Origin of the sequence: Streptomyces nogalater, from assembly GCF_039532885.1 — a bacterium.
GTDB lineage: Bacteria > Actinomycetota > Actinomycetes > Streptomycetales > Streptomycetaceae > Streptomyces > Streptomyces nogalater.
In genome coordinates this window covers 203,759-227,283 of record NZ_BAAASM010000009.1, presented here as the reverse complement: position 1 = coordinate 227,283, position 23,525 = coordinate 203,759, and the positions used below count along the sequence as shown (strand labels likewise).

19 protein-coding genes are annotated in these 23,525 nt (G+C 70.1%); 3 read left to right on the top strand and 16 right to left on the bottom strand.

Annotated elements, in window-relative coordinates; genetic code table 11:
- Window positions 1-123: 123 nt before the first annotated feature.
- From ABD350_RS09060 to ABD350_RS09050, 3 genes are all read left to right on the top strand, one after another.
- Window positions 124-387 carry a hypothetical protein gene (locus tag ABD350_RS09060; protein WP_344347307.1) on the top strand — a complete coding sequence of 88 codons (264 nt, stop codon included), beginning with the start codon at window positions 124-126 and terminating at the stop codon, window positions 385-387.
- 43 nt (window positions 388-430) lie between these two features.
- The gene (locus ABD350_RS09055) at window positions 431-835 is read left to right on the top strand and encodes a hypothetical protein (protein ID WP_344347306.1); all 405 of its coding nucleotides are present in this window, start codon (window positions 431-433) and stop codon (window positions 833-835) included.
- A 490-nt stretch (window positions 836-1,325) separates the two neighbouring features.
- Window positions 1,326-1,769, top strand: a complete 444-nt coding sequence (locus ABD350_RS09050) for a hypothetical protein (protein ID WP_344347305.1) — start codon at window positions 1,326-1,328, stop codon at window positions 1,767-1,769.
- Between the two features lie 60 nt (window positions 1,770-1,829).
- Here the strand turns inward: ABD350_RS09050 and ABD350_RS09045 are convergent, their stop codons facing one another.
- From ABD350_RS09045 to ABD350_RS08970, 16 genes are all read right to left on the bottom strand, one after another.
- Window positions 1,830-3,260 (bottom strand): GH25 family lysozyme, encoded by a 1,431-nt coding sequence (locus tag ABD350_RS09045; RefSeq protein ID WP_344347304.1) that lies wholly within the window; start codon window positions 3,258-3,260, stop codon window positions 1,830-1,832.
- Window positions 3,261-3,327: 67 nt separating this feature from the next.
- A complete protein-coding gene (locus ABD350_RS09040; RefSeq protein WP_344347303.1) occupies window positions 3,328-3,753 on the bottom strand; it encodes a hypothetical protein in 426 nt (141 codons plus the stop codon).
- Window positions 3,754-3,852: 99 nt separating this feature from the next.
- Window positions 3,853-4,401, bottom strand: a complete 549-nt coding sequence (locus ABD350_RS09035; RefSeq protein ID WP_344347301.1) for a hypothetical protein — start codon at window positions 4,399-4,401, stop codon at window positions 3,853-3,855.
- 9 nt (window positions 4,402-4,410) lie between these two features.
- Entirely contained in the window at window positions 4,411-8,373 is a 3,963-nt protein-coding gene (locus tag ABD350_RS09030) for a LamG domain-containing protein (protein WP_344347300.1), read from the bottom strand.
- Window positions 8,374-8,422: 49 nt separating this feature from the next.
- On the bottom strand, window positions 8,423-12,124 hold the full coding sequence (locus ABD350_RS09025; protein ID WP_344347299.1) for a phage tail tape measure protein: 3,702 nt from the start codon (window positions 12,122-12,124) through the stop codon (window positions 8,423-8,425).
- 51 nt (window positions 12,125-12,175) lie between these two features.
- Window positions 12,176-12,646, bottom strand: coding sequence for a phage virion morphogenesis protein (locus ABD350_RS09020; RefSeq protein WP_344347298.1), 471 nt, complete (start codon window positions 12,644-12,646; stop codon window positions 12,176-12,178).
- Window positions 12,647-12,874: 228 nt separating this feature from the next.
- Complete coding sequence (locus ABD350_RS09015) at window positions 12,875-13,234, bottom strand: hypothetical protein (protein ID WP_344347296.1); 360 nt, start codon at window positions 13,232-13,234, stop codon at window positions 12,875-12,877.
- A gap of 43 nt (window positions 13,235-13,277) precedes the next feature.
- Window positions 13,278-14,525 carry a phage tail tube protein gene (locus ABD350_RS09010; protein ID WP_344347295.1) on the bottom strand — a complete coding sequence of 416 codons (1,248 nt, stop codon included), beginning with the start codon at window positions 14,523-14,525 and terminating at the stop codon, window positions 13,278-13,280.
- A gap of 2 nt (window positions 14,526-14,527) precedes the next feature.
- Window positions 14,528-14,851, bottom strand: a complete 324-nt coding sequence (locus ABD350_RS09005; RefSeq protein WP_344347294.1) for a hypothetical protein — start codon at window positions 14,849-14,851, stop codon at window positions 14,528-14,530.
- 51 nt (window positions 14,852-14,902) lie between these two features.
- Complete coding sequence (locus ABD350_RS09000) at window positions 14,903-15,439, bottom strand: hypothetical protein (protein ID WP_344347293.1); 537 nt, start codon at window positions 15,437-15,439, stop codon at window positions 14,903-14,905.
- Window positions 15,436-16,284, bottom strand: coding sequence for a hypothetical protein (locus ABD350_RS08995; protein ID WP_344347292.1), 849 nt, complete (start codon window positions 16,282-16,284; stop codon window positions 15,436-15,438). The genes ABD350_RS09000 and ABD350_RS08995 overlap by 4 nt, the downstream gene beginning before the upstream one ends.
- Window positions 16,285-16,311: 27 nt before the next feature.
- Entirely contained in the window at window positions 16,312-16,668 is a 357-nt protein-coding gene (locus ABD350_RS08990; RefSeq protein WP_344347291.1) for a hypothetical protein, read from the bottom strand.
- A gap of 86 nt (window positions 16,669-16,754) precedes the next feature.
- Complete coding sequence (locus ABD350_RS08985; RefSeq protein ID WP_344347290.1) at window positions 16,755-18,251, bottom strand: hypothetical protein; 1,497 nt, start codon at window positions 18,249-18,251, stop codon at window positions 16,755-16,757.
- A 77-nt stretch (window positions 18,252-18,328) separates the two neighbouring features.
- Window positions 18,329-19,924, bottom strand: a complete 1,596-nt coding sequence (locus ABD350_RS08980; protein WP_344347289.1) for a hypothetical protein — start codon at window positions 19,922-19,924, stop codon at window positions 18,329-18,331.
- Entirely contained in the window at window positions 19,924-20,298 is a 375-nt protein-coding gene (locus ABD350_RS08975) for an XkdF-like putative serine protease domain-containing protein (RefSeq protein WP_344347288.1), read from the bottom strand. The genes ABD350_RS08980 and ABD350_RS08975 overlap by 1 nt, the downstream gene beginning before the upstream one ends.
- A complete protein-coding gene (locus ABD350_RS08970) occupies window positions 20,298-23,498 on the bottom strand; it encodes a phage portal protein (protein ID WP_344347287.1) in 3,201 nt (1,066 codons plus the stop codon). The genes ABD350_RS08975 and ABD350_RS08970 overlap by 1 nt, the downstream gene beginning before the upstream one ends.
- Between the last annotated feature and the right edge of the window lie 27 nt (window positions 23,499-23,525).

Genomic DNA, 23,525 nt, shown 5'->3' with positions numbered 1-23,525 from the left:
AACTCCACCACCACCCCTTGCATGTAGCTACACAACCGGGCAAGCTGAAGCACGCCCCCAAGAGACTTCCTGCCGGCGCCGCGGACCGCCGCGGCGCCGACCCGATCCGGAAGGACACCCCTTATGCCCATCGAGTACGTGCCCGAGTTCGACGAGGACGGTAACCATGTCGACGGGTACATCGAGTCGGTCCCCGAGTACGTCAAGGAGGAGCCCGACTGCTACGCCTGCAACGACGCCGGCTGCCCGTTGTGTGACGGGACCGACTCGGCACCCTCCGCGCCCGCGCAGGCCTCCGGGGAGGGGTACAGCGACGTCCCGCCCTTCGGGCCCGAGCAGATCGTCCCACGCGACGACGACGCGCTGGACAGGTTCCCGCCCTACTGATCCGAGAGAACACCGTGACGAAAACCAAGAAGGAGGCCGCCCGATGAGCGCCGACATCCTCGCCGACGCCGACGCGTTGGAGCTCCAGGCCCGCAAGTTCGGCGACGCCGCCTGCCTCGCCGCGACATGGGAGGACCGCATGCGCGCCGAGGACCGGGCGGAGGAGCTACGCGAGGAAGCGCGCAACATCCGAACCCGGATCGCGTCCAGCCGAGAGCACATCCGGAACTACTACGGCCTCAACCTCGACGTCGGCCTGAACGTGCAGCACGAGGGCCGGCCGGGCGTGATCGTCGGCTTCGCCGGCCAGTACCTCGAGGTCCAGCTCGATGGCGACGACCACACGACGACGTGCCACGCCACGGCCGGCATGGAGTACCCGCCCGGTATCCGTGTCGGGCCCGGGCCCGACGAGCGCTTCGCGCACCTCGTCCAGACCACCGACTGACCGGGAAGGCCCCACCATGCCGCACCAGCTCAAGTTCAACCCGACCAGCCCCGAGGGCGAGGAGATCGTCGCCCTGTACAACAGGATCAGGACGGAGATCTAGGACGAGGAAGGCGGCTGGGACGGCGCCGACACCGTCGACGCCCTCTGCGGCTGGTTCACCCGCCTCGGCGTCGACGTCTCCACGGACGGCGGCGTCATCCCCGCCGCCTGACCCACCGCGTACGACGAAGCCCCGCCGGTCTCGACCTCCGACGGGGCTTTCGCGTGCGGCAGCACAGTCGGTGCCTCCGCACTCGTATTCTCTCTCATCCTCGTGGGCCCGCTCTACATCTCGGTCCTCATTCCTTGGACGACCCATCGGACGCAGGGGCGGGCCCCGCCATCCCCCGCGGTTGGGGGGTTCGTGCCGATACCACATTCGGCTCGTCCGACAGGCGTTCGTTCCGAATCATGCCCCGGCCCGGACCGGGTGACTACGGTGCTGCCTATGCCACCAGAGCTGACCCCGGACCAGGTGCTGCGGGTGATCGCCGCACTCGAAGCGGCATGGGCCGATAACGACGATGCGCTGGCCACGTTGATGCGTGGTGGGCCGAGCGAGACGCCTCTGGCGGCGCTGGTCGCCCAGTACGGCGCTAGCAGGGTCCAGACGACAATCCTGGTCATCACGGGCATCACCAAGCTGAACGGGGCAGCTCTGGATGAGGCGATGGCCCAGTTTCGGCAGGGCCTCGTCGCGCACATGACGTCGGTGGCACTGAGCGGGATGTCAGGTTGGGCTGCCACCGCGGCCGAGGACGTCCGGGCGACCGGCGACCTCGCCCGGCACGTCCTGCGGACGCTTCTGTCTCTCGTCGCGGACGGCGACGATCCAGAATCGGTGCGGGCCCTGTTCGCCCACCTGCGGGCAGACGCCGTAGCTCGGCTGTAGCAGGGGCGAGGGGCACTCCCGCCGGCCTGGCGCGAGGCGGGCGGGAACGCTGGCCAGCCGCTACGCGACGACCTTGAACCCATACTTCCTGCCGAGCGCCTTGAGGGACTCGATGCCCGGGATGCCGTCGGCTGCCTTGCCGCTGAAGTGCAGCTTGCGCTGCCACTTCGCGTACGCCGCGACCGTGACCGACCCGAAGGAGCCGTCACCGGCGTACTTCTGGGCCAGCAGGCCCTCGGCGCGCAGCGCGGCCTCGACGATGCGGACGCCGGCCGCGTACGTCTGGTGTCCCTGCTTGGCCTTCGGGTCGGTCTTCGCCGCCTTGATCAGCTTGGACAGGGACACAGTCGACGTGGGCTTGCCCGGCTTCGGCTTCGTGGGGACCGACGCCGGCCCGGGCCAGCTGTACGACGCCACGGCGGCGCCGCCGCGCGGGTCCCGGGGGTCTGCGGTCGGCGGGCAGATGCCGTCGGGGTAGCGGGGGGCGAAGTACCCGACGACGGCCGTGTCCCGGCGCTCGTGCCGGTGGGACCAGACACCGTTCCCCTGTCCCGCGTCACGGGCCCCGGCCTGAACGGAGTTGCCACCCTTGGTGTAGACGAACCTGTCATCGAATCCGACGCAGATCTCGGTGTGCGCGCCGTCGTTGAAGTTCACCCAGGATCCCACCGACGGGTACAGCGACCACTGGCCGCGGGCCTTCGCCCAGGAGGTGAACGAGTTGACGTTGTCGGTCTTCGGTACGGCCGAGTCGAGCCCGACGTCGTGGTACATATCCCAGTTGAAGATTACGCACCAGGCGACGCCGTCCTCGCCGAACTCGACCCCGAACTTGGTCCGGTTGTCCCAGCCGTTGCTGGACCACGACTCGTAGACCCGCTCGGGGATGGACTGGACATGATCCAGGAGGGTCCGCCACCGCGGGACGGTGGAGGAGTTCACCGGGACGCCCGTGGCCCACCTCTTCAGGTCTGCCGTGCTGGCGAAATTCGCCACGTCCTTGTCCACGCCGTCCTGGCTGTACTGGTGGAACAGCCACGGGTGCTCGATGGCGGGCTGCCCGGCCGGGTGACTGTAGTCGGCGATCCACAAACCGTCCTCGCAGTACGAGGTGGTGTCGACGTCGAGCCAGTAGGTGCGGTTGCAGTAGAGGATGACCTTGTGGGTCGGGCGGAGCTTCTTGACCGCCTTGAGCAGGGCGTCCTTGTCGGCGCAGGAGACACCGGGGTCCTCCCAGTCGATGGCGAGGATGTCTCCGTCGACCGAGTTGCACTGGTCAACGAAGAACTGCGCCTGCGCCTGCACGTCGCCAGGGCGGGCGAAGTGGTAGAAGCCGACGATCGCGCCGGCCGCACGCGCGTATGCAGCCTGCGCGGACTGCTTCGGGTTGATGTAGGAGACGCCCTCGGTGGCCTTGACGAAGACGAAGGAGAGTCCCCCAACATCGGGGGTGGAGGACTGGTAGGAGCTGACGTCGATGCCGGTGAGCATCAGATGACCTCCATGGGTCGGGGCAGGGCGGCGCGGCGGCGCCGGCCGGGCGTGGGGTGTGCGGGGTCTACGCGTCGTCGTCGTGGTGGCTGACGATGCGTGGCGGCGGCGCGGGCAGCTCGATGCCGAGTTTCGCCGCGAGGGCCTGGTTGACGAGCTGCTGGTACGTTGCGTCGCGGTTGTAGGCGTCCCGGAAGGAGGAGCCGGAGTTCGGGACGAGTTCGGCGGCGAGCGCCCGGACGGCTTCCTGGCTCTCCCGGACATCGGCGACCTCCTGCCGGAGCGCGGAGACGTGCTCCAGGACGCCGGGCCGGGGCGGTGTCGAGTCGGGGTCGCCGAGGAGCTGGTCGAGGCGGTCCCAGCGGTGTACGCGCCGGCGCAGGGTGGGCCGGATGCGGCGGGCGAGGGCGGCGACGGTAAGGACGGTGCCGAGGGCTCCCCCGGCGACGGAGATGGTCTCGAGGGCGTCGGTGCCCGAGGACGCGAGGTACACGTGGTGCCGCCTATAGGGAGCGGGCCCCGTGCCGGATGGGTGCGCGGGGCGGTCGGTGGGGGGATGGCGGGCCGCCGGCGTGCGGCGGCCGGCCGGTGGTCAGCCGGTGATCCAGGCGACGGAGAGCGAACTGCACACGTCGCCGCCAGGGTTCGTGTTCAGGGCGGCGCCGCTGGCCTGGTTGCCCTGCACCTCGAGGTAGTCGCCGACGTCGCAGTACACGTGCGTCGCGGTGACGAGGCCGTGGGAGTGACCGGCTGGCGACGCCGGCGTCTTCACGAACGTGCCGTTGATGGCTCCGCCGTTCTGGGTGAGGCGGACCGCGCGGGCGCCGGTCGCATTGGCGACGAGGCCGACGGAGCCGATGACGAGGTATGTGCCGGCGACCTGGACGGTGTAGCGGCTGCTGTTTGTCGTCGTGCTGTGGCCGTTGTCCGAGTCGTAGTCCTCGGTGTCGAGGGTGAGGGACGTCCAGGTGTTGTCGGCCAGGGACTGGGCGGTGCTCTGGTGGGCGCGGAACCTGGGCGCGCCGTTGCCGGCCGACCCCATGAGCCAGTCGCCCATCGCCTTGACGCTGGCGTTCCACAGGGCGCCGGTCAGGTAGGTGCCGGGCGCCTCGGCGGCGATGACGGGGACGGTGCGGGCCACGGGTGTCTCCTAGTAGGCGAAGGCGATCGAGTCGAACGCGGCGGTGGCGTCCCACGCGGTGGGGTCGTTCTTGCCGGCGGGCAGCGGTTCGCAGACGACGTCACCGGCGGCGTGCGTCTTCGTCGTCGCCGTGGTGGTCGTGACGGTGGCCGTCGTCCATCCGGGGCTGGTCGCGCTGACCGCGGCCACGGTGACGGTCTCGGCGTTCGCGGTGCCCTGGCCGAGGGTGAGTTGCTGGCCGGGCGTGAGCTGCGATGCGAGCGGCGCTCCGCCGTTCTCCGGGACGGTGTGGATGGTGAAGGTGTCGAGGTACTGGACGCCGTCGGTGCAGTTGTAGAGCAGGTACACCAGGGGGCGGACGGCGACGATCTCCGGGCGTACCCGCTGGGGGTTGCTCGGGTCGGTGTTGGGGCCGGCGCCGCCCGGGGTGGCCGTGCCCGAGACGTATCCGGTGTACGTGGTGTAGGTGGACCCGGGCTGGGTGCCGCGGGCCGCGCAGTAGATCTGCGCCGAGAGGGTGTTCTGCCCGCTGATGTTGACGCGGTTCCCGTCGGCGTCGATGCCGGTGAGGCCGACGTACACGTTCGGCGAGCCCGTGGTGGGCGCGGTGGCGGTACGGATCGTCGCCGACACCCGGTACGTCGTCGTCGGGTCGTACGGGATGGCCGTCTGGTCTTCCATGATCGTGTACGTCGTGGCCTTGGCGGCCGATGTCTGGGTGCCGTCCGTGGCCGTCGTAATCGGGCCCTGGGGGGCGTTGCCGCCGACGACCTGCCAGGTGCCGGGAGTCGTGAAGCCCCAGTTGTAGACCTGGGTGACCTGCGGGGCGTTGATGCTGAGTGTCGTCCGGCCGACCGTCGGGGCCGCGGCGAGGGTGGTGTGCCAGGCGGCGAAGACGCCGTAGGGGGTGAGGTCGGCCGGCGAGCACTGGAGGGTCAGCCACGCCTCGCCGTCGTCGGTGAACTCCCACACCAGGTTCTCGACGTAACAGTCGATCTGGACCGCCGGCGCGCCCGGGGGTCGGCGCATCACTCGTATCCGGGTGCCGAGTTCCAGGCCGAGGCATACCGGCCAGAGGGCGGGTACGGCGCTAGGGTGCAGCTTCAGGGAGCTGACGCGGGTGGCTGGCTGCCGGTACCGGGACAGGAGGTAGTTGGCCGCGTCCTGGCACTCGTTGGGGTCCTGCGCGTTGATCGTGCGGGACATGGTGCGGGGGAAGTAGGAGGTGACCGAGGCGTCGTCGACGGCGTAGAAGTTCTGGCTGGTGCCCTCTTGGGTGACCGTGACCTGGTTCGACAGGTGTGTTGAGTCGAAGTCGAGTTGGCAGTCCTCGTAGGGCAGCTCGCCGAGGTCGACGCGCTCCCCGAACGTGTGGACCGGGGCGGACGCGTTGTAGCGGGCGCTGCGGCCCCTGAAGGTGATGTTGCCCGTGGCGTCGAAGTAGTGGGCGCCGTTCTCGGTGTCAACGACCGCTTGCAGAGCGGTCATGGCGTCCTGACCGTCGATGTTCGCCGGGCCCATGGCCGTGGTCAGGCCGGGCTGGATGTTTTTGCCGCCGGTGTACCCGGCGTAGCGGAGGATCCGGGAGTACCGGGCGTCGGAGGACTCGCCGGCGCAGTTGTTCCGCCACGCGGCGTAAATCTGGTACATCGCCGCCGTCGACAGGGCGGTCGGGAACTCGGCGAGGAAGCTCATGTCGCCCTTGAAATTGAACGTCGTGCCGTTGCCGACGGTGGGGTCGACCCAGCAGCCGACGTTGTCGGAGACGAGGCCGGACGGCTCGAGGTCGCCACCGATGTTGGTGTACTGCCAGTACCACTCGTCGACGCGGATGTTGATCTTCTGCCCGTTCCGGTTGTAGCTGACGAGGGCGAGGTGCCAGTTGCCGTCGTTGACCACGGGGTTCTGGGCCTTGAAGTAGAACCAGCCGCCGGACGTCGGCCCGCCCAGGCTGACCCGGAAGTAGCCGTCGCTGTCGATCCAGAACCACATCTGGGAGCCGCCGGGCATGCCGTTGGTCCGGGTCCGGGAGAATGCGGACCACAGCACCACGCGGGAGGCGATGGTCGTCGGGCCGGTGTAGCGGAAGGCGATCATGCGCGTCCACTGGCTGAGGTCGGCGGGGCCGAGGATGCCGGCCGAGCCCAGGTTGATGAAGGAGGCGCCGCCCGTGACCAGGTTGGTGCCGGGGTTGCTGTTGTTGACGGTGGCGACGGTGCCCGTGCTACCGGTGTACGCGCGGTCGGGGTCGTTCGCGGTGACCGCGTTCCCGAGGGTGATGCTGCCGGCGCCGTACTTGCCGATGCCGATCTGCACGCCGGGGTTGTTGCCGGTCCAGTCGGCCAGGAGCGTGCTGCCGGCGGGTTCGTCGAGCCTGTAGACGAACCGCGGCGTGTAGGTGTTCAGCTCCATCGTCAGGGCGTCGTTGAGCTGCCGCTGGCTCAGCAGGGAGAACGCATCGACGGCGGTCGGCTCGACGACCCCGTACAGGCCCTGCATGTCCCACTGCGACGGCCACCGCTCGGTGAACCCGGCGTACAGCGGGTACCAGGCGCCCGGGCACGTCCACGTCGACGCGACCGCGCCCTCCTCGACCTGGACGCCGTCGATCTGGACGGAGGCGGCGGCAGCCGCGGACGTGGCCAGGGTGACGCCGACGTTGATACCGGCGGCGTTCGCCGGCGCGGTGGCGGTGAGGACGAGGGTCGTCCACCCGGCCGACGCCGCCCCGGTGAGGGTGCTGGTCGTGCCGTAGGCGTAGGAGTTTGGGGTCGTGGTGGTGCCGGCGGCGTACCAACCGAAGTGCGGTCGGACGGTGAGGCTGGTCGACGCGGTGACGTTCCGGACCTGCATCTGAACCGTGTACGTGCGGCCCGGGACGACGGCCAGGCGCGGCCAGTGCATGATGCGGGCGGGCGCGGTCGCGCCGGCCGGCACGGCGAACTGGAGGACGGTGTTGCCGAGCCATGCGTCCGTCGCCGTGACGAACGATCCGCCGGTGTCGGTGTCGCTGAAGATCTCGGTGGCGGGGCTGATCGCGCCGGTGGCCTGGCCGGCGTCGCCGCCGGTTGCGAGGGCCGGGTCGGCAAGGTTCCTCGACCGCGGCCACTGGGCGCGCTTGCGGTACGGCTGGTAGGGGGCGATGTGACCGGCCCACGGGCCGGCGTCGTTGGCGGGGTCCAGGGCCGCGTCGGTGTTGGCGAGGGTCATCGACGCCTCGCCGGATCGGATCTGGTCGAGTTCGTACTGCCGGCCCCGCTGTATCGACACGGTGCCCCGTGTGCGGTCCGTGACGTCGACGAGGCGGTCCTGAGGTGAGGTTCCGGCGTTGGCGTTCCAGAACGGACCCCAGGCGGCCTCCACGCGCGGCCAGTTGGGATTGAACGGGCCGCCGACGCGCGTGTTGACGTGGGAGAAGACGGCGGCGTTCCCGGGGAGTTCCGTTGCGGTCGCCGACGTCTCGAGGCGGAGGGTGACGTTCGTGGCGTCGAAGCCGTAGGGCAGGGATCCCCACTCGGTCCACGTGAGGCCGTCGGGGGACGTGCCGGCGTAGAAGGCCCCGCCGGCCTCGCGCAGCCGCCACCAGCGGTGTGCGTGCGGGTCGTATGCCGGCAGGGTCAGCGTCGTCATGCCGCCGGTCTGCGCCGCGAACTGGAAGACGCCGCTCTCGAGGCGCATCGTGATGGCGTTCGAGTCGTCGTAGCGGATCCGCATCACCGTGCGGACGTGTCCGGCACCGTTCGCTGCCGGCCGGACCTGCACGTACACGTACGAGCCGGTCGCGTCGTAGAGGACGCCGGCGGTCGTCGCCAGCCTGTTGATGGCGCCCGACGCGGTCGGCACGGCCACGGACACCTCGGCGTTGACCGTGTCGAGCGTGGTCGCGCCGGGCGTTGTGGCGCCCCACAGGGCCGTGTTGAGGGTCGGCGCGGTGAACGCGTCGACGAGCGTCTCCAACTTCGGGTTGGCCACCGGTCACCACCAATCTGGCGCCGGTGGCGCCCCTCGAGCTGTCTGGTTGTCAGCGCTTGTACGCGGTGTACGTCGTCGGGTTGCGCATGCCGAGGCGCAGCATCTGCTTCTCGACGACGTCGCGGAGCTTCTTCTCGGTGAGGACGTGGCCCTCGACCGCGACGTGCACGGTGTTGTGGACGACCGTGCCGCGGCCGTTCGGGCCGGTGATGCCGCCGACGGCGAAGTTGGCCCCGCTGGTGCCGGCAGCCGCGACGGACCCGGCGAGCCGGTGAACGGCCCGGGTCGCGTGGTGCGCGCCGCCGTTGACACCGTTTGCGAGGCCGCGCGGGATCCACTGGCCGATCGCGGCGAACACCCTGCTGGGGCTCTTGATGCCGAGGGCCTTCTTGATCGCCGCCTGCATGGACTTGGCAATCTTGAGCATCTGCTTTTCGATGGCCTTCTCCTGGGACTGGAGTCCCTTGATGAGGCCCTTCGCGGCGTTGATGCCGTTGCCGTACATAGCGTCGGCGACCGCCTTGCCGGCGGTGTCGGCGGCGCTGTTCGTCTGCTTGTTCAGCTTGTTGATCTGGTCGATCTGGCCCTTGGTGGCCGACTGGAGTGCGGCGGCTGTCGCTCCGCCCTGGTCGACACCGGCCGCGGCTATCTGGGCGATGAGGTCGGCGGACAGGCCCTTCCTCTTGAGGGCTTGCAGTTGCGCGGCGAACGCCATCGCCTTCTGCATCTGGTCCTGCATCTTGTTGACGACGTCTTGCGAGGTGAGCGCGATGCCGTCCTGCGGGGCCTCGGTGACGATGGAGAACCCCTGCTTTATGCCGTCCGAGACGGACTTGACCTCGTCCGACCACTTCTTCTGGAGGTCGGACAGCTTCTTCTGCGCGTCCTTGATCTTCTGGGCGACCGAGTCACGCTTGGAGGCCAGCGCCCGGAGGGTCTTGTCCTCCCTCTTCGCGTACGCCTCGAGTTTCTTGATCGTCGCCTCGTGGGCGGTCACCCACTTGTTGCTGACGCCGCGGCTGCCGCGCAGGTCGGCCACCTTGTTGTACGTCCGCATGAGCAGGGACTCGATGCGGTTCGTGGCCGTCTTGACCTTGGCCGTGGAGCCGGTGAGGCCGTCGACGAGGCCAGTGTTCAGGTAGATGCCGATCTCGCGAAAAACCCGGGAGGGAGAGTGGATGCCGAGGACGGACTTCATCCCGCTGACCATCCCGGAGCCGATCGACTTGACCTTGTCGATGGCTGCGCGCCCCATGGACGTGACGCCCTGGATCATGCCGGCGATCAGGTCTTTGCCGGCGCTCAGCAGCAGCCGCCCCATGGCGCCGAGGCCGGCCTTGATCCGCGCGGGCAGGCCGTGAACCCAGGCGATCAGGTCGACGGCCTTCTGTACCGTCGCCGTCTTGAAGCTCGACCAGGCGGACGTCGCGACCGAGACGATGCGGCTGCCCAGGGCGGCGAGGGCCGCCTTCGCCCGCCCCGGGAGGCCAGCGATCCAGCTGATCAGCGACTTTCCGACGGCAACCGTGCCGTGGTACGCCGAAACGAAGCCGGCCCTGATCTTGTCCCAGTACTTCACGATCAGAGCGACCGCGATCCCGATAGGCCCCGTCAGGATCACGAGCAGCAGCGGCCAGTGCGACTTCGCGAACGAGACGACCCAGCCGATAGCCGCGCCGATAGCCTGAAACGCGGCGTTGACGAGGTTCCGGAACCAGGCGATCTTGTTGTACGCCAGGACCAGGCCGGCGACGAGGGCGACCAGGCCGCCGATGATGAGCGTGATGGGGTTGGCGCTCATCGCCAGGTTCAGCGCCCATTGAGCGACCGCGGCAGCCCTCTCCGCGATGGCGGACGCGACCAGGGCGACCTTCTGCGCCGTCCAGGCCGCAACCGCCCTCAGAGCGGCCAGCGCGGACGCGGCCATGCTGCGCGTGTACGCCAGGGCCTGGACGCTGGCGGCCCTCATGGCCGTGCCGACGCCCCGCACGCCGGACACGAGGCCCGTCCATGCGGCCTTCCCCGCGGTCGCGGACACCCGGCCGATGCTCAGGGCGAAGTTTTTGACGGCTCCGCCGGCGGTCTTGGCGCCGCTCGCCGCGGCGTCGAAGCCCTTGCGGAGTGCGCCGCCGAAGGTGCCCGCCTTCCCGGATGCCTCCCCGGCGGCGACCTCGGCGGACCGAAAGCCGCGCACGACGTTCGCGCCGGCCTTGACCGCGCTGACGCCCATCTTCCCGAAGGAGACGACGGTCTTCGCCGCGGACATGGTCAGCTTCGCGGCATACGCGACGACGGACAGGACGAGGACACCGCCGATGACGGCCGCGAGGGCGACGGCGACGTCCTTGTGCTGCCCGAACCAGGCGACCACGGAGGTGACGACCGGGATCAGCTTGGTGCCGATCTCGATGGCCAGCACCGAGATGGTCTGCTTGGCCTTGTCGAGCTGGACGTTGAACAGCTTCTGGGTGGCGTCCCAGCCCTCGACGTCCTTGGAGGCGTTGTTGAAGCTCTCGCCGACCTTCTTGACGCGTTCGTGGAATCCCTCAGTGCTCTCCCCCGTCAGCTGGAGGGTGGTGTTCAGGCCGATGGCCCCGCCGGTCATACGCCTGATGGCGTCGGTGTAGGTCGTCGCGGCCGGCCCGCCGCGCTTCAAGGCGTCGTTGAACCCGTGGCTCTTGTTCTGGAGGGTTGCGTACTGCTGCAACAAGTTCGCCTGGGACGGTGTGAGCCCCTTCAGCGCCTTGCGCCAGTCCCCGAGGGAGATGCTGCCGTCGGAGTACGACCTGGCCAGACCCTGGATGCTCTTGGGCATCTCCCGGATCATGATGGTGGCGTCTTCGGCGGCCTGCTTCGAGTCGTTGAAGGTGGAGAGGAGGATCTTGCCGGACGGGCCCATCTTGGACAGCACCGTCGTGGTCAGCAGGTCCAGGGTGCCGGTCAGGCCGCGTTCGCCGATCTTGGTCGAGACGTCGGTAGCGGACAGGCCGAACCGCGCCATCGTCTGTGCCGCGACGTTGTTCGGGGAGGCCAGGGACCGGATGGTGGAGGCCAGTTCCTGGGTACCCTCGCGCGCGCTGGTGCCGTGCTGGGTGAGTGTCGCGAGGGCGCCGGCGACCTCTTCGAACTTGATGTGATTCGCGGACGCAATGGGAAGGACCGTCGCCAAAGAGCCGGAGAACTGCTCCATGGTCATCTTGCCCTCGCCGGCCGCAGTCTTCAGACCGTTCATGACCCGGATGGAGTCGGACGCCTTGAGGTGGTACGACGCCATCACCGACGTCATCGCGTTGGTGACGGTGTCGAGGCGGGCGTTCTCCTCGCGGGCGCCCTGGGCGGCGGCCTTGAGCACCTTGAGGCCCTCGGCGCCGCGGTACCCAGCCTTCTCGACCTGGTACATGCCGTCGGTGAGGTTGCGCCAGTCGGTGCCGGTGCCCGAGGCAATGTCGAGGATGCCCTGCCGGACGGTCTTGAGGTTCTTGAGAGTCTCGCCGGCCGCGGTGTGCAGGACCATCGTCTCGGCCTCGAAGTCGCCGGCCATCTTGACCGAGGCGACGCCGACGCCGGCTCCGATGAGGGAGACGGAGCGGCCCATCTGGGCGAGGCCGGCATAGGCGGTGGCGCCGGCCCGCTTGAAGCCGGCCGCGGTGCCGTCGACCTGCGTACGGGCCTCCGCGAGTGTGCCGCGGAGCTGGGTCATGTCGCCCAGGAGGCGGACGACAACGGGCGGCAGCAGCGAGCCCTCGGACACGGCGCCCCCTTCTCTGGGCAGGGCGCCGTCCGGGCGCGATGGTGCGGTGGGTCAGTGGCGGTTCATGGCCGCGTGCCAGGCGGAGGAGTAGAGGCGGGTGAGGACGCCAGTCCGGACCAGCCGCTCGTAGGCCGGCCGGACGTACGGGCGGGGCGGTAGCTCGGTGGCTCCGCCGCGGCCGGTGACGCCGCCGAGTTCCTGGATCCGGCCGTATACGGCGGTCGGTCCGATCGATGCCGCCCAGCGGCCGGTGCCGAGTGGGGCGGGGCCCTTGACGGTGATGGATCGGCGCAGGGTGCCCGTCACGAGGGAGGGGGGCTCTCCCGGGCTGGACGGTGTCGGTGTGCCGCGCGGGTGGCTGGTGCGGGCCAGCTCGACCTTGATCTCCCGCTCGACGAGGTGGGCGGCCTGCGCCGTCGCCGTGCGGGTCGCCGCGTTGAGTGAGGCGATCATGCCGGTGAGGGCTTGCCCCAGTGCGGCGGCCCCCGCGACCTCGATTCCACCGTGGCCTCCGTGGCCCATGCGGTCACCCCCGTTCGGCTTCCCGCATCGCCTGCTCGTGCGCGGCCTCCTTGGCCGCATCGACTTCGAGCGCCATCAGCGGCAGCCAGACGTCGACCCACGCCGGCAGTTCGTCGACCTGGGCCGGTGTCCACCCGTACCGCTCGGCGTACCAGAGGTAGTCGTACGCCTGATCGACGGCGGTGATCGGGTGGCCGGCGGGGACGGCGTGCCCCTCCAGCCGTGCCCTTAGGCGGCGGAGGGCTCGGTAGGGGACGCCGGGTCCTTGGCGTCCTTCGGGTCGGGCTTGCCCGGGAACAGGAGCTGACGGGCGGGCTCGACCGCCTCCGACAGGGCGTCGTCGTCCTCGAGCGGCACCAGGTCCAGGGACGCCGGCATCTCGCTCGGGATGGGGAACGGGTACGACCAGTCGATGATGAGGACGGCCAGGAGACCGTTGATGAGGTCGAGGGCAGCGCCGACGTCGCCGCCCTCCGTGTCGTGTACGGCGCGGAGCGCCTTCTGCTTGTCGCCGCGGCGCAGGGTGTGCGGGTCGCGGAGCTGGACCCAGGCGCCGGAGGGGAGGGTGACGCGGTTGGTCGTAGACATGGGGCTCCGTTCGAGGGGGTGAGGGTGGAGGGGGAAGCGTGGCCTAGTAGGTGCCGGGCGGGACGTTGTTGGTCGCCGAGACCTTGATGGGCGAGTAGCCGCCCGATCCGCCGGCGTTCGCCGTGTTGAACAGGGCGGAGAAGCTGTTGCCGTACTCGACGGCCGCCTTCCCGCCGTCGGCCTCGGACTCGGTGAACGCGGCGATGCCGCAGTCGACCTGGAAGACGACCTTCTGCGCGCCGGTCAAGCCGTTGTCGATGTACAGCTGGAGGCTGGGCTGCGTGTTGTTCAGCATCCAGAGGAGAGGACTCTCGTCGGCGGCGACGAAGTTGAGCTTGCCGTCAACGCTGAGGCCGCCGCGCTGGATGATGTACGGGGTCTGCGTGCCCGTGACGGTGAAGTACGGGCTGAGTTCCCGCTTGATCGTCAGCTCGCCGTCGGTGACGGTGGCCACCTGCGTCACCCCGGACGCCGGCCCGCCGATACCGACGGTCATGCGCCAGGAGGCGACCGGGAGCACGGTCGACGGGGCCGCAACCGGGGCCGTGGCCAGGGGCACGGACGGGAACGACGTCCCCTTACCCGACCAGGTGAGCAGTTCCGACTCGGCGTTCCACTTCAGACCGAGTTCGCTGACGCAGAACCCCGGGTACTGGCGCGCCCCGGACGTCCCGGTGGGGCCGAGGAAGTGCGTGACGGTGTGGCTGATCGGCTGGCCCGACCCGCTGTTGAGGAGGCTGTGGACCTGCGTGAACGGGGCCGTGACCGGCTGCACGGCCTCGTTCGAGGCGTGCTGGTAGGCGAGGCCGCCGGCCGGCGTCGACAGGGGGATGGTGTAGGGACCGGATCCGGTCGGGGCGCCGGTGATGAAGCACTCCGCGGTGGCACCGGTGCCGATCTGCACGGTGGTGCCGGCCGGGATGGTCGCCACGGCGGTGATCGAGGTGGCGCCGGCCGTCACGGACTGGGACAGCGTGGTGCCGCCCGAGCCGGTCGGGGTGCCGACGTACGCGAGGTCACCGAGCACGTTGCGGAGGAAGTAGCCGATGCCGTCGCCGTAGGCGGGGCCGCCGAGTTCAAGCTCCGCCGTCTTCGTGCCGGCGATCTTCGCGAACGAGTCGCTGCCCATCGACCCGCGCCAGCTCTTGTCGTCCAGAAAGTTCTGGTTGTCCTTGGGTTTGACCTCGTCGACGAGGACCGTGGCCGTCATCGCTACGGGTGACCCCTGCGTGACCTCATTGGCGATGCCTACAAACTGCTTGGCAGGTGCGAAAGTTCTGGGCGTCGCCACCGTCACTCCTGGAAGGGCAGGGCCGGCGCGTTGTCGGCGGCCTGGTTCGGGCTCTTGCTGGTCGGGCTCCAGCGGCCGTCTGCGGGCGGGCCGAAGGGCCAGGCGTAGACGGTCGCGGGGCGGTCGGCGGTCGCGGCCCGGGCGGTGAGCGGGACGTGCGGGTACACGCAGTCGGTGAAGTGCGTGTACTCGTAGACGCCCGGGCGCGAGCCGGTCTGCTCGGCGGGGGCCGGTGACGGCGTGGAGGTACGGACGGCCGACGCGGTCACGGCCGGCTTGTCCGGGACCGACGCGGTGTCGTCCTTGGCGGGCTTGGTGGAAGGCATGCGGGCTCCGCGGGCGAGAAGGTAGTCAGAGGGGTGCGGCCGGCCGGCGGGTCAGGCGTTGACGAACTCGATCGCGACGAACGCGATCTCGAGGAAGCTCTTGGTGAGTTCGGCCTTCGTCTCGGGCTGGCCGTACCGGACGTCGATGCCGTCCATGCCGCCGTCGACGTGCTCGCCGGCCTGGAAGACGGCGCCACCGAGGGTGCGGTCCGCGCGCATGTGCTCGACGATCGCGTCGCGTAGGGCGTGCACGTCGTCCTGGGCGTCCTCGGCGTAGGCGCAGTTCGAGCGGATGAAGACGTTGAGGGTGACCTCGTAGGTGACCTGCTTCATGCCGCCGTGTTCGCCGCCGAGGGCAATCCGGCGCTCACTGTGCCGGGGGATGAAGACGACGATCTGGGCACCGGTACGGGATCCGGGCGGCTGGCCCCAGACGTAGTCGGCGTGGTCGTCGCGTTTGGCCCAGGCCCTGCGGACGACACCGACGCCGTACTTCGACAGCGGCGAGGACCGGTAGGTGCGGGTGGGTTCGTCGTAGGCGCCGCCGAGGTACCGGCAGATGCCGTCGAGGACCGATTGAACGCTCACATGCGCCTCGCGTACGAGTTGAGGATGCGCTCGGCCTCGGCGACCAGGCCCGAGCCGTCCTTGCGGCTGTCCTGCTGCCGGGTGCCCGGCGAGAGCGACGTGTCCGGGTAGGAGTCCTCGGCCGCGGTGTCCGGCCGCATCAGTTGGGCGATGGTGTAGTTGATGACCGCCAGGCGCATGTCTGCCGGCATGCCGGACAGGCCGGCGCCGCTGGTGTGCGCGTGCACGATCGGGGCCGCCAGCGGGACCGTCACGGCCGTCAGGGCCGCCGTGACGGCCGGCGGGGTCCAGGCCGGGGACACGGTGACGGTCTCCTCCGCGCCGGGCGACCACAGCCGGTATCGGGCGCCGGGCAGGATGCCAGTGGCGTCGCCGACGGTCAGGAACGTGTCGCCCGGGCCGGCGGTGTCGGTGAGGACCGTGGACACCCAGCCGGCGGTGTACGTGATGTCGGCCCAGACCCGGCCGCGGACCGCGGTACGGCCGACGGGTATGTAGATCGTCTGGTTCGTGTCGACCCGGGCCGCCGGCGCGGCCTGGTACGTCATGCGGGACAGGGTCGAGCCGTAGGAGACCGCGGCGACGGACAGCACCGGCCGGTCCGACGGGAACAGCACGAGGTGGCCGTCGTAGTCGATGCGGCCCTGGGTACTCAGGTCGACGCGGTGCGCGCCGAGCGGCTGGTTGCAGACGGTGTCAGCCCAGGCGGACGCCATCAGGAGGACGTTCGTCAGCTCCGCCGTCTGCGCGTCGGGGTCCATGATCCCAGACCGCAGCGTGTCGAGGTCGAGGTACGTCGGGTGGGCCCGGAACTCCTCGGCGGTCACGTACGGGGTGGCGGCCATCGGGTCACCTCCTCCGGTGCCGGCTGGTTACTGGGCGGTCTTCGCCGCGGCGCGCTTGGCGGGGACCTTCTTCGCCGGCGCGGGCGCGGGCTCGGCCGGGGCGGCCGGCTGGGTGAGGGCCGCGGTCGCGGAAGCCGCCTTGACGAGCTGCTCGACGGCGGACAGCAGCGTCGAGGGGTCCTTGCGGCGCTCCAGCTCCTCGTTGATGAGGCGGTTCTGCCGCTCGATGTCCGTCTCCCACATCGGCCGGCCGCGGTAGTGGAAGCCGTGGAGGCGGTCGCTGACCCCGTCGGGGAAGTCGAACGCGCCGGTCTCGTCAGCCTGGAAGTTTCCGTATTCGGGATCGTCGAGGGCGGTCACGCCCATGCGCGAGTACAGGCGCATTGTCTGCTCCAATCGGTGAGGTGGAGGAGTGAGGGGCACCAGCCGGGGCCCGGTAGCGCGCGCTACGGGGCCCCGGCGGCGGCACGTCAGCCGACGTTGGACAGGACGCCCATCGCGACGGGGGCGCGGTTCACGAACGCGCCGACGCTCCTGATCTCGAACTCCCGGCGCGGGCCGCCGCCGGCCTGGCCCGGGACGCGGCTGATGCCGTAGTCGAACTGCGCGCAGTCACGCAGGTTCCGGTACTCGAGGACGTTCGAGATGTTGGCCTGCGGGAAGGGGACGCGGTCGGTGCGGGCGATGATCGTGCCCGGGGGCAGCGAGGTGTGGACCTCGATCGGGACGGTGATACCGCCGGCCGGCGCGTTGACCAGCTCACCGACACGGCCGCCGGCGGTGACGTTCAGCCGCCCGCTGGTGTCGGTGTTCAGGAAGGTCGTCGCGGAGGACGAGCCCAGGACGAGGTTCGCGATCTGCTGCGCCTGGGCGGCGTTCATCATGAGCGCGGTCGGGGACGCCTTGATGGCATTCCACAGGGGCAGGAAGATGTAGTCCTCGATCTCGGCGATGTTGCCGCCGTCCAGGGTCAGCGCGCCGCCGTCCAGGGACTTGAAGGTGGACGGGTTCGCGGTGCCGGTGCCGGCCTGCACCCACTGGCCGTTCCCGTTGTAGTCGCCGCTGAGCGTCGCGAGGAAGCCGTCGTAGTCGTTCGCGTTCGCCGAACCGTTGTCGGCCGCCGCGTTGAACGTCGGCTTGGCGTTGACGACGCCCTTCCAGTTGCTGGTCAGGTCCGGCACCGCGGTACCGGACGGGAGCGGCTGGTCGGCGGTGATGACCTTGGTGAAGGTCACGGTGTTGACCGTGGTGGTGGTGTAGTACCGCCAGGTGTTGCCGTCGGCGGACTGGAACCAGTCGTACGCGACGGCGCCGCGGACGGCCGACACGGTCGCCACGACGGAGTTCGACGAGCCCGACGCGAACGTGGTGCTCGCGCTGTTGCCCTGGCTGTTGCCGGACCCGTAGTAATAGCCCGAGCCGGTACGGGCGGCGACGCCGACGTACACGGTGGCCGCGCCGATGGTGCCGCCGGTCGGCTGCTGCGCCAGGGTCGGCGCAGCAGGCCGGGGCAGCGCAAAGGACTGGCCGCCGAGCAGCTTGCGGTCGTCGCCGATGAGGACCTGGTTCAGGGTCTGGAACGTCGCGACCTGGAACGGATCGGCATAGCCGGTGGCGAGGTCGAAGGCGTCCTGGGTCGCCATGCCGGCGAGGCCGGTGGGCTTGTACTTCGCCTGGAAGTCCTGCTCGGAGAAGATGACCTCGTTGGCCGCGTAGTCCCAGCCCATCGACGGGTCGGGCTGCGCCGCGGTGGTGTCCATAATCGCACGCCACACGGCGTAGGGGTTACCGTCCGGGCTCTTGACGCGAGCGACGATGTCGCGGAACGGGGTCACGACCGGGATCAGGGAGACGAGCCCGGACAGGTCGTAGCTGTAGAAGCCGGTGTTCTCGAGGATGCCGGTCGTCTGCGCCTTGGCGATGCCCGCCAGGGTCTCCTCGGTGACGTTTTCGAGCGAACCGCTCAAGGGTGCCTCCTGGGCATGCAAGAACCCCCGGCGCGTCACGCGTCCGGGGGTTCGGGGTTCGGGAAGGGGGAGGGCGCTTAGGCGCGCCGCTGGTGAATCGCCTGGAGAGCGGCGATGGCGCCCTTCTGCATCGCGACCGCGGCCTCGTTCTGCTCGGCGGCGGTACCGGAGTAGAGGGTCCGCTTGAGTTCGCGGGCCTTGGCCAGGTCGACCTGGGGCGCTCCGGTGTCCTGGCCGCGCAGCATGCCGGGCGGCGGGACGGCTCCCTTGGCGAACACCTTCGGCTCGGCGGGCTGCTCCTCCAGCGTCTCGAGGCGGCCCTTCAGGGTCTCGACGATGCTCGCCAGTTCCACGACGGCCTCACCGGTCTTGGTGAGCTGTGCCGTCTGGTCGGCGCTGTGTTCGTCGAGCAGCCCCTTGACCAGCTCGCGGATGTCGCTGCTCTTGAGAATGTCGTCCGAGTCGGTGTCGGTGGTCTTGGTGACGTCGTCGCCGTCGGCCGGCGCGGCGTCGTCGGTGGTGGTGTCGGTGGTCTTGGCGACGTCCTCGGCGGGGACACCGACCTCGGCGGCCGGCGCCGGCTCGAGGTCACCGGCGGGCGGCGCCTCGGCGGGGGCCTCGGGGGCCGCCGGCTCATCGGCGGCGTCGGCGCCGGAAATCGGGGTGATCTCGGTCGGGTCGACGATCCCGACCAACTTGCCCTTGGCGTCGTAGACGGCGACCATCGGCGCCTTGCCCTCGTCGCCTTCGGCCTTGCCGATGGTGTCGACGGCCGCGGCCGGGGTCTCGACGATCTCGGGGGCGTTGCCGGTGTCCGGCTGCATGTCGGTCTCCTTCTTGGCGACCGGACGGCCGCTCTCGGTGTCGGGGGCGTCCGGCGCTGGCAGGGACGCGAGAACCTTCTGCAGAGACTCGACCGCCGAGCGGATCGCGGCCTCGTTCCTCGCGGACAGCGACCGGCCGGCCTTGGCCACCCGGGACAGGGACTCTATGACGTCCAGGTGACCCGCGTCGAAGGTGCCGAGGGCCTTGCCGACGACGTCCAGTTCAGCGGTGCCGCGTACGACCTCGGCTTCCTCGTCCACGGCGAACGGGGCCAAGACGCTGATGGCGTAGTCGATGGCGCAGGCCGCGTCTTCCAGGTCCATCGCGGAGTCGAAGTCGTCGCTGTCACCGGCCGCGGCTTCGAGGAGTTCGCGGTCGGCCATGACGCCGAGCGCGGACTTCGCGCGGGACAAGATCGAGGTCCACTTGCGGGCGGTGGCCGCGTCCACGGCCTCCCACGCCGGAGAGCCCGGGGTGCTGACGTCGCCGGGGGCGCTGTCCTCGGGCTCGGCGAGTACAACCGTCGGGTCGAGGTCGGCGTCGGCCATGTCCGCGTCCTTCGTGATGGGGGCGTCGGGCACGAGGCGGCCACCGGCCTTCTGGATGAGCTGGGCGAGGGCGCCGGGGGTGCCGGTCATCGTGACCGTCTCCCCCACCTGGTCGGCGGGTTCGGCGCCCTTGCCGATGAGATCGCGGACCAGGTCCGGCGCCATCAGGCCGGCCGGGCCGCCGTCGGCGGCCGACTTGGCCATGAGGAAGGGGAGTCCGTTCGCCGCCTTGTCGACCAGGTCGACGCGATCGATGTCGGCGTCCACCAGTTCGGTGAACTCGTCGGGGGTGTGGGGCATCAGCTACTCCGTGGGGTGATACGGCGCGCCGAGCCCTGCGGCGACCAACCGGTGACGCGCCCGGACTTGTAGAGCTGCCAGGCGTGTTCGTCGAGGATTGCGCCGACGAGCCAGTCACCGGCCTTGACGACGACGTCACCGAGGTCCCAGTCAGGGCCGCGGTAGATGTACGACTCGACGACCGTCGCGGCGCCCTCGGTGCCGTCGGCGTGGAACAGGCCGGACTCGGGGCCGTTCTGGAGGAACCGCCATGCGGCCTTCTCCAACTCCTCCGGGGAGAAATAATCACGACCGCCATCCGCCCCGCGCTTGATCATGGGGTCGGGGCCGGCCTGATAGGCGACGCCGAGGACGTAGCGCTGCTCGTCGGGCATCAGGAGCCTCCTGTCACGGGTACGAGGGCGCAGCGGCACCAGGGGTGGCCGGGCGGGGATGTCTGGCCGGACGGGAACTGGGATCCCGGCCTGCGGGCGCCACCGTCGGCGTTCTTCTGGCAGATGGGGCAGACCCGGCCGTCTCCGGCGGACGCCCACTCGATGCGCTCAATGCCGTTCGCCTGGTAGGTGCGGAGGCTGGCCTGCGATATCGCGCGGCACAGCTCCGTCGTGGCGATCATCTCGGCGCGGGTCGCGTCGGTCAGCAAGTCCTCGATCGCCTGCGCGATCGTGGTGGGACTGTCGCCCCGCTCGGCGCCTTCCGCGAGGAGCCGGCCGAGGGCCGTGACCCGGGTAGCGGCTATCGAGCGGATGGTGACGCCGGTGTCGCGGAGCAGGGCCGCGAGGCCGGCGCCGTCGCCGGCGGGCCCGAGGAGTAGTTCAGCGGCCTTGGCGTCGCCGGGCTCCCAGCCGTCCCAGTTGATGCTGGCAGCGATGCCGGCCTCTACGCCTGCGGCGTCCGCGGCGGCGACGAGGCCGATGAGGTAGCCGTCGGTGTAGATGCCGCCGATCGTCGCCTCCAGTGCGGCGGCCAGGTCGGGGGCGTTCTTCTCGAGCCAGCGTTCGGCCTGCTCGTTGAGGTCCCGGACCCGGTCGGCCTTCCGGCCGGCCGACGACCGCGGGTTCAGAGCCAGCCAGGCGTCGACGAGTCGGCGGGGGTTGACGGCGCCACGGAAGGCGGCGGCGATCCGGGGAGCCCAGTAGCGGATGGCCTTGATGTCCATCCGCCAGCCGAGCCACCGGCCGTCACCTTCGTCAGCGCCCGCGCCTTTTGGGTCGCGGGCCGCCTTGAGTAGGGGGGTCATCTTGTCGGACACGGACTCGCCGTCGTCGTGGCCGGTGCTGCCGTCGGTGTGCTGCCACCCGTCGACGTCGTCGTACGCGGCCGGCCGTCCGCACGGGCAGACGGCGTCGCCGCTGTCGAGCGCGCGCAGGACGAGGTGCAGGGAGGCGAGCAGTTCAGGCCTGACGGCCGGGTTGTCGCGGAGCTGCTCGGGGTCCCACCAGGCGACGGACTCGACGTTATCGCCGTCGGGATCGTCGGGGTTCGTCACCTGGTCACGGCGGCCGAGGTCGAGCATCGACTCGCAGGGGACGGTGTAGACGAAGCCGGCGTAACACCCGGACACCCAAGCTGGCTCGGCGACGACCAGCGCGGCCATGCCGTCGGGGTCGAACGGCAGGATGAAGTGCGTCTCCTCGCACCACTCTCGTACTGCGGTCCCGACCGGGCGTTCATCGCCCTCGCCGTGACCACCGGGGAACTCCCACATGCCGGCCGCCGGGTCGTCCGGGTCCAGCGCGCGCTGGATCATGAGGACGCGGCCGGTGTCGGCGGCGCGGACTACGAGGCCGGCGCACGCTATCTCGCCGGCGTCCTTCCGCACCGCGGCGCGGCCGTGCTGGTTGAGGCGACGGGCGGTGTGCGCGGGTACGTGGTGGAACTCGAAGTCGCGCCAAGCGCCGGACCGTCGGCGGGCCTTAGGGAACGAGCGGAACGCGGACATCTCGCGTTTGACGAGTTCGCGGTCCGGTAGGTCCGTGTCCTCGTCGTCAAGGTCGTAGCTGTGCAGGCCGGTACCGGCGGTGATACCGGCGTCGCCGCCGGCCGGTGCCCCGGCGTCCTTGGCGATGGCGCCGGCCGCCTCACGTACGGACGCCTGGTAGGCATCCTCGGCGATGTCGACGGCCACCGCGTCGGTCGTACCGGGCGCGGGGACGACGCCGGGCGGCGTGACGGCCGGCTGGGCCGGTATCGGCTGCTCCTCGGCCGGCGCGAACGTCTCGGGATCGACGACACCGCCCAGGCCCTGGATTGCCAGCAGCGGGACGGGCCCGGAGCTGGTGTTGTTGTAGAACCTCGGCGTGGGCCGGCGCGGGTCGGCGGGCAGGCCGAGGAGTTCCTCGCGGCCCTCGTCCGGGGACGCCATGCCCTTGTCGATGTAGATACCCCACGCCTGGGCGAGCTGGAGCCGGTCTTCCTTCTCCTGGCCCGTGTCGAACGCCATCTTCAGCGGGAGGCCCAGGTCGTGCTGGAGGAAGTGCGTCAGGACGTCCTCGATGTGCGCGATGAGCGGCAGGTCGCCGACGCGGTGCTGCACGTCGGCCTGCGTCTCCCCCGACGACTTGTTCACAGTCTCGGTGAAGCCCAGGTCGGAGGGGACGATGTGGTACGCCGCGCACGTCTTCCGCATGAGGAAAAGGCTGAACGAGTCCGAGAAGTCCTTTTCGTTCGACCATTCGATTCTGCCGCCGCCGGGCATCCATCGGATCTGGTGCTTCGCGGCCTGATCGCCGTACATCGCGGCGTCCCAGTAGCCCTGGAACTCTTCGATCTGCTGCGGAGTCCAGGTTTCCGGAGCGCTGGCGAAGGCCTCCGGGATGTTGCCCTCGGTGAACCGCTGGAGGAAGTACGCCTGGAAGCGGAGGTCGGTGTTGCTGTTGAGGAGGATACTCTCGAGCGGGGCATACCCATACGGGGAGTTCGACCGGGGCCGGAACGGCACGTACACGAGGTCGTTGCGGGTGAGCCAGTTCCAGGGCAGACCGTTTACGTACTGCACGTACGCCTCGGCCGGCGGCTCCGGCGAGTTGCCCCAGTAGTCGAGGAGGGGGGCGATGGTCGTGCCGTCGACGACGCGGAGACCGATCGCACGGCCGCCGCGGTTCCGGAGCCGGTAGAGGGCGCCGGCGTCGAACGCCAAGATGTCGTACAGCCAGGTCGCCAGCCACGACGACCACGGCGTCTGCCGGTCCGGCTTGGCCATGACGGCCATGCCGATGTCGATGAGTTCGTCGGCGTCACCGCGGAAGCCGCGCGCGGGGACGAGGGACCAGTCCAGGGCGCGGATGGAGTCGATGCGGTGCCAGATGCACATCTGTGCGACGTCGTATGCCTCGACCAGGCCGCGGAGCGTGTCGAAGCTGACGCGCTCGTTCGCCTTCGGCCGGGCCGAGATGTTGTACCCGGTGACGTAGTCATGGCTCCGGGGGGTGCGGCTGTACCCGTCGTACGGGGAAATCGGCGCGCCCGGGGAGAAGGGGCGCGTCGGGGTCATGCCGGCGGCTTCCTCACCGGCCTGCATGTCGGTCGGCGTCCGGGCGCCGAACGCCTTGGCGAGACGGTCGCGGAGGCTCATCGAGCGGTGCCTCCTATCTACGCGTGG

Coding starts and splice junctions, on each gene's coding strand:
- ABD350_RS09020 (WP_344347298.1), bottom strand. CDS start 12,646: ATGGGCCACGGAGGCCACGGTGGAATCGAGGTCGCGGGGGCCGCCGCA.
- ABD350_RS08970 (WP_344347287.1), bottom strand. CDS start 23,498: ATGAGCCTCCGCGACCGTCTCGCCAAGGCGTTCGGCGCCCGGACGCCG.
- ABD350_RS08995 (WP_344347292.1), bottom strand. CDS start 16,284: ATGGCCGCCACCCCGTACGTGACCGCCGAGGAGTTCCGGGCCCACCCG.
- ABD350_RS09050 (WP_344347305.1), top strand. CDS start 1,326: ATGCCACCAGAGCTGACCCCGGACCAGGTGCTGCGGGTGATCGCCGCA.
- ABD350_RS08990 (WP_344347291.1), bottom strand. CDS start 16,668: ATGCGCCTGTACTCGCGCATGGGCGTGACCGCCCTCGACGATCCCGAA.
- ABD350_RS09005 (WP_344347294.1), bottom strand. CDS start 14,851: ATGCCTTCCACCAAGCCCGCCAAGGACGACACCGCGTCGGTCCCGGAC.
- ABD350_RS08975 (WP_344347288.1), bottom strand. CDS start 20,298: ATGCCCGACGAGCAGCGCTACGTCCTCGGCGTCGCCTATCAGGCCGGC.
- ABD350_RS09015 (WP_344347296.1), bottom strand. CDS start 13,234: ATGTCTACGACCAACCGCGTCACCCTCCCCTCCGGCGCCTGGGTCCAG.
- ABD350_RS09060 (WP_344347307.1), top strand. CDS start 124: ATGCCCATCGAGTACGTGCCCGAGTTCGACGAGGACGGTAACCATGTC.
- ABD350_RS09055 (WP_344347306.1), top strand. CDS start 431: ATGAGCGCCGACATCCTCGCCGACGCCGACGCGTTGGAGCTCCAGGCC.
- ABD350_RS09045 (WP_344347304.1), bottom strand. CDS start 3,260: ATGCTCACCGGCATCGACGTCAGCTCCTACCAGTCCTCCACCCCCGAT.
- ABD350_RS08980 (WP_344347289.1), bottom strand. CDS start 19,924: ATGCCCCACACCCCCGACGAGTTCACCGAACTGGTGGACGCCGACATC.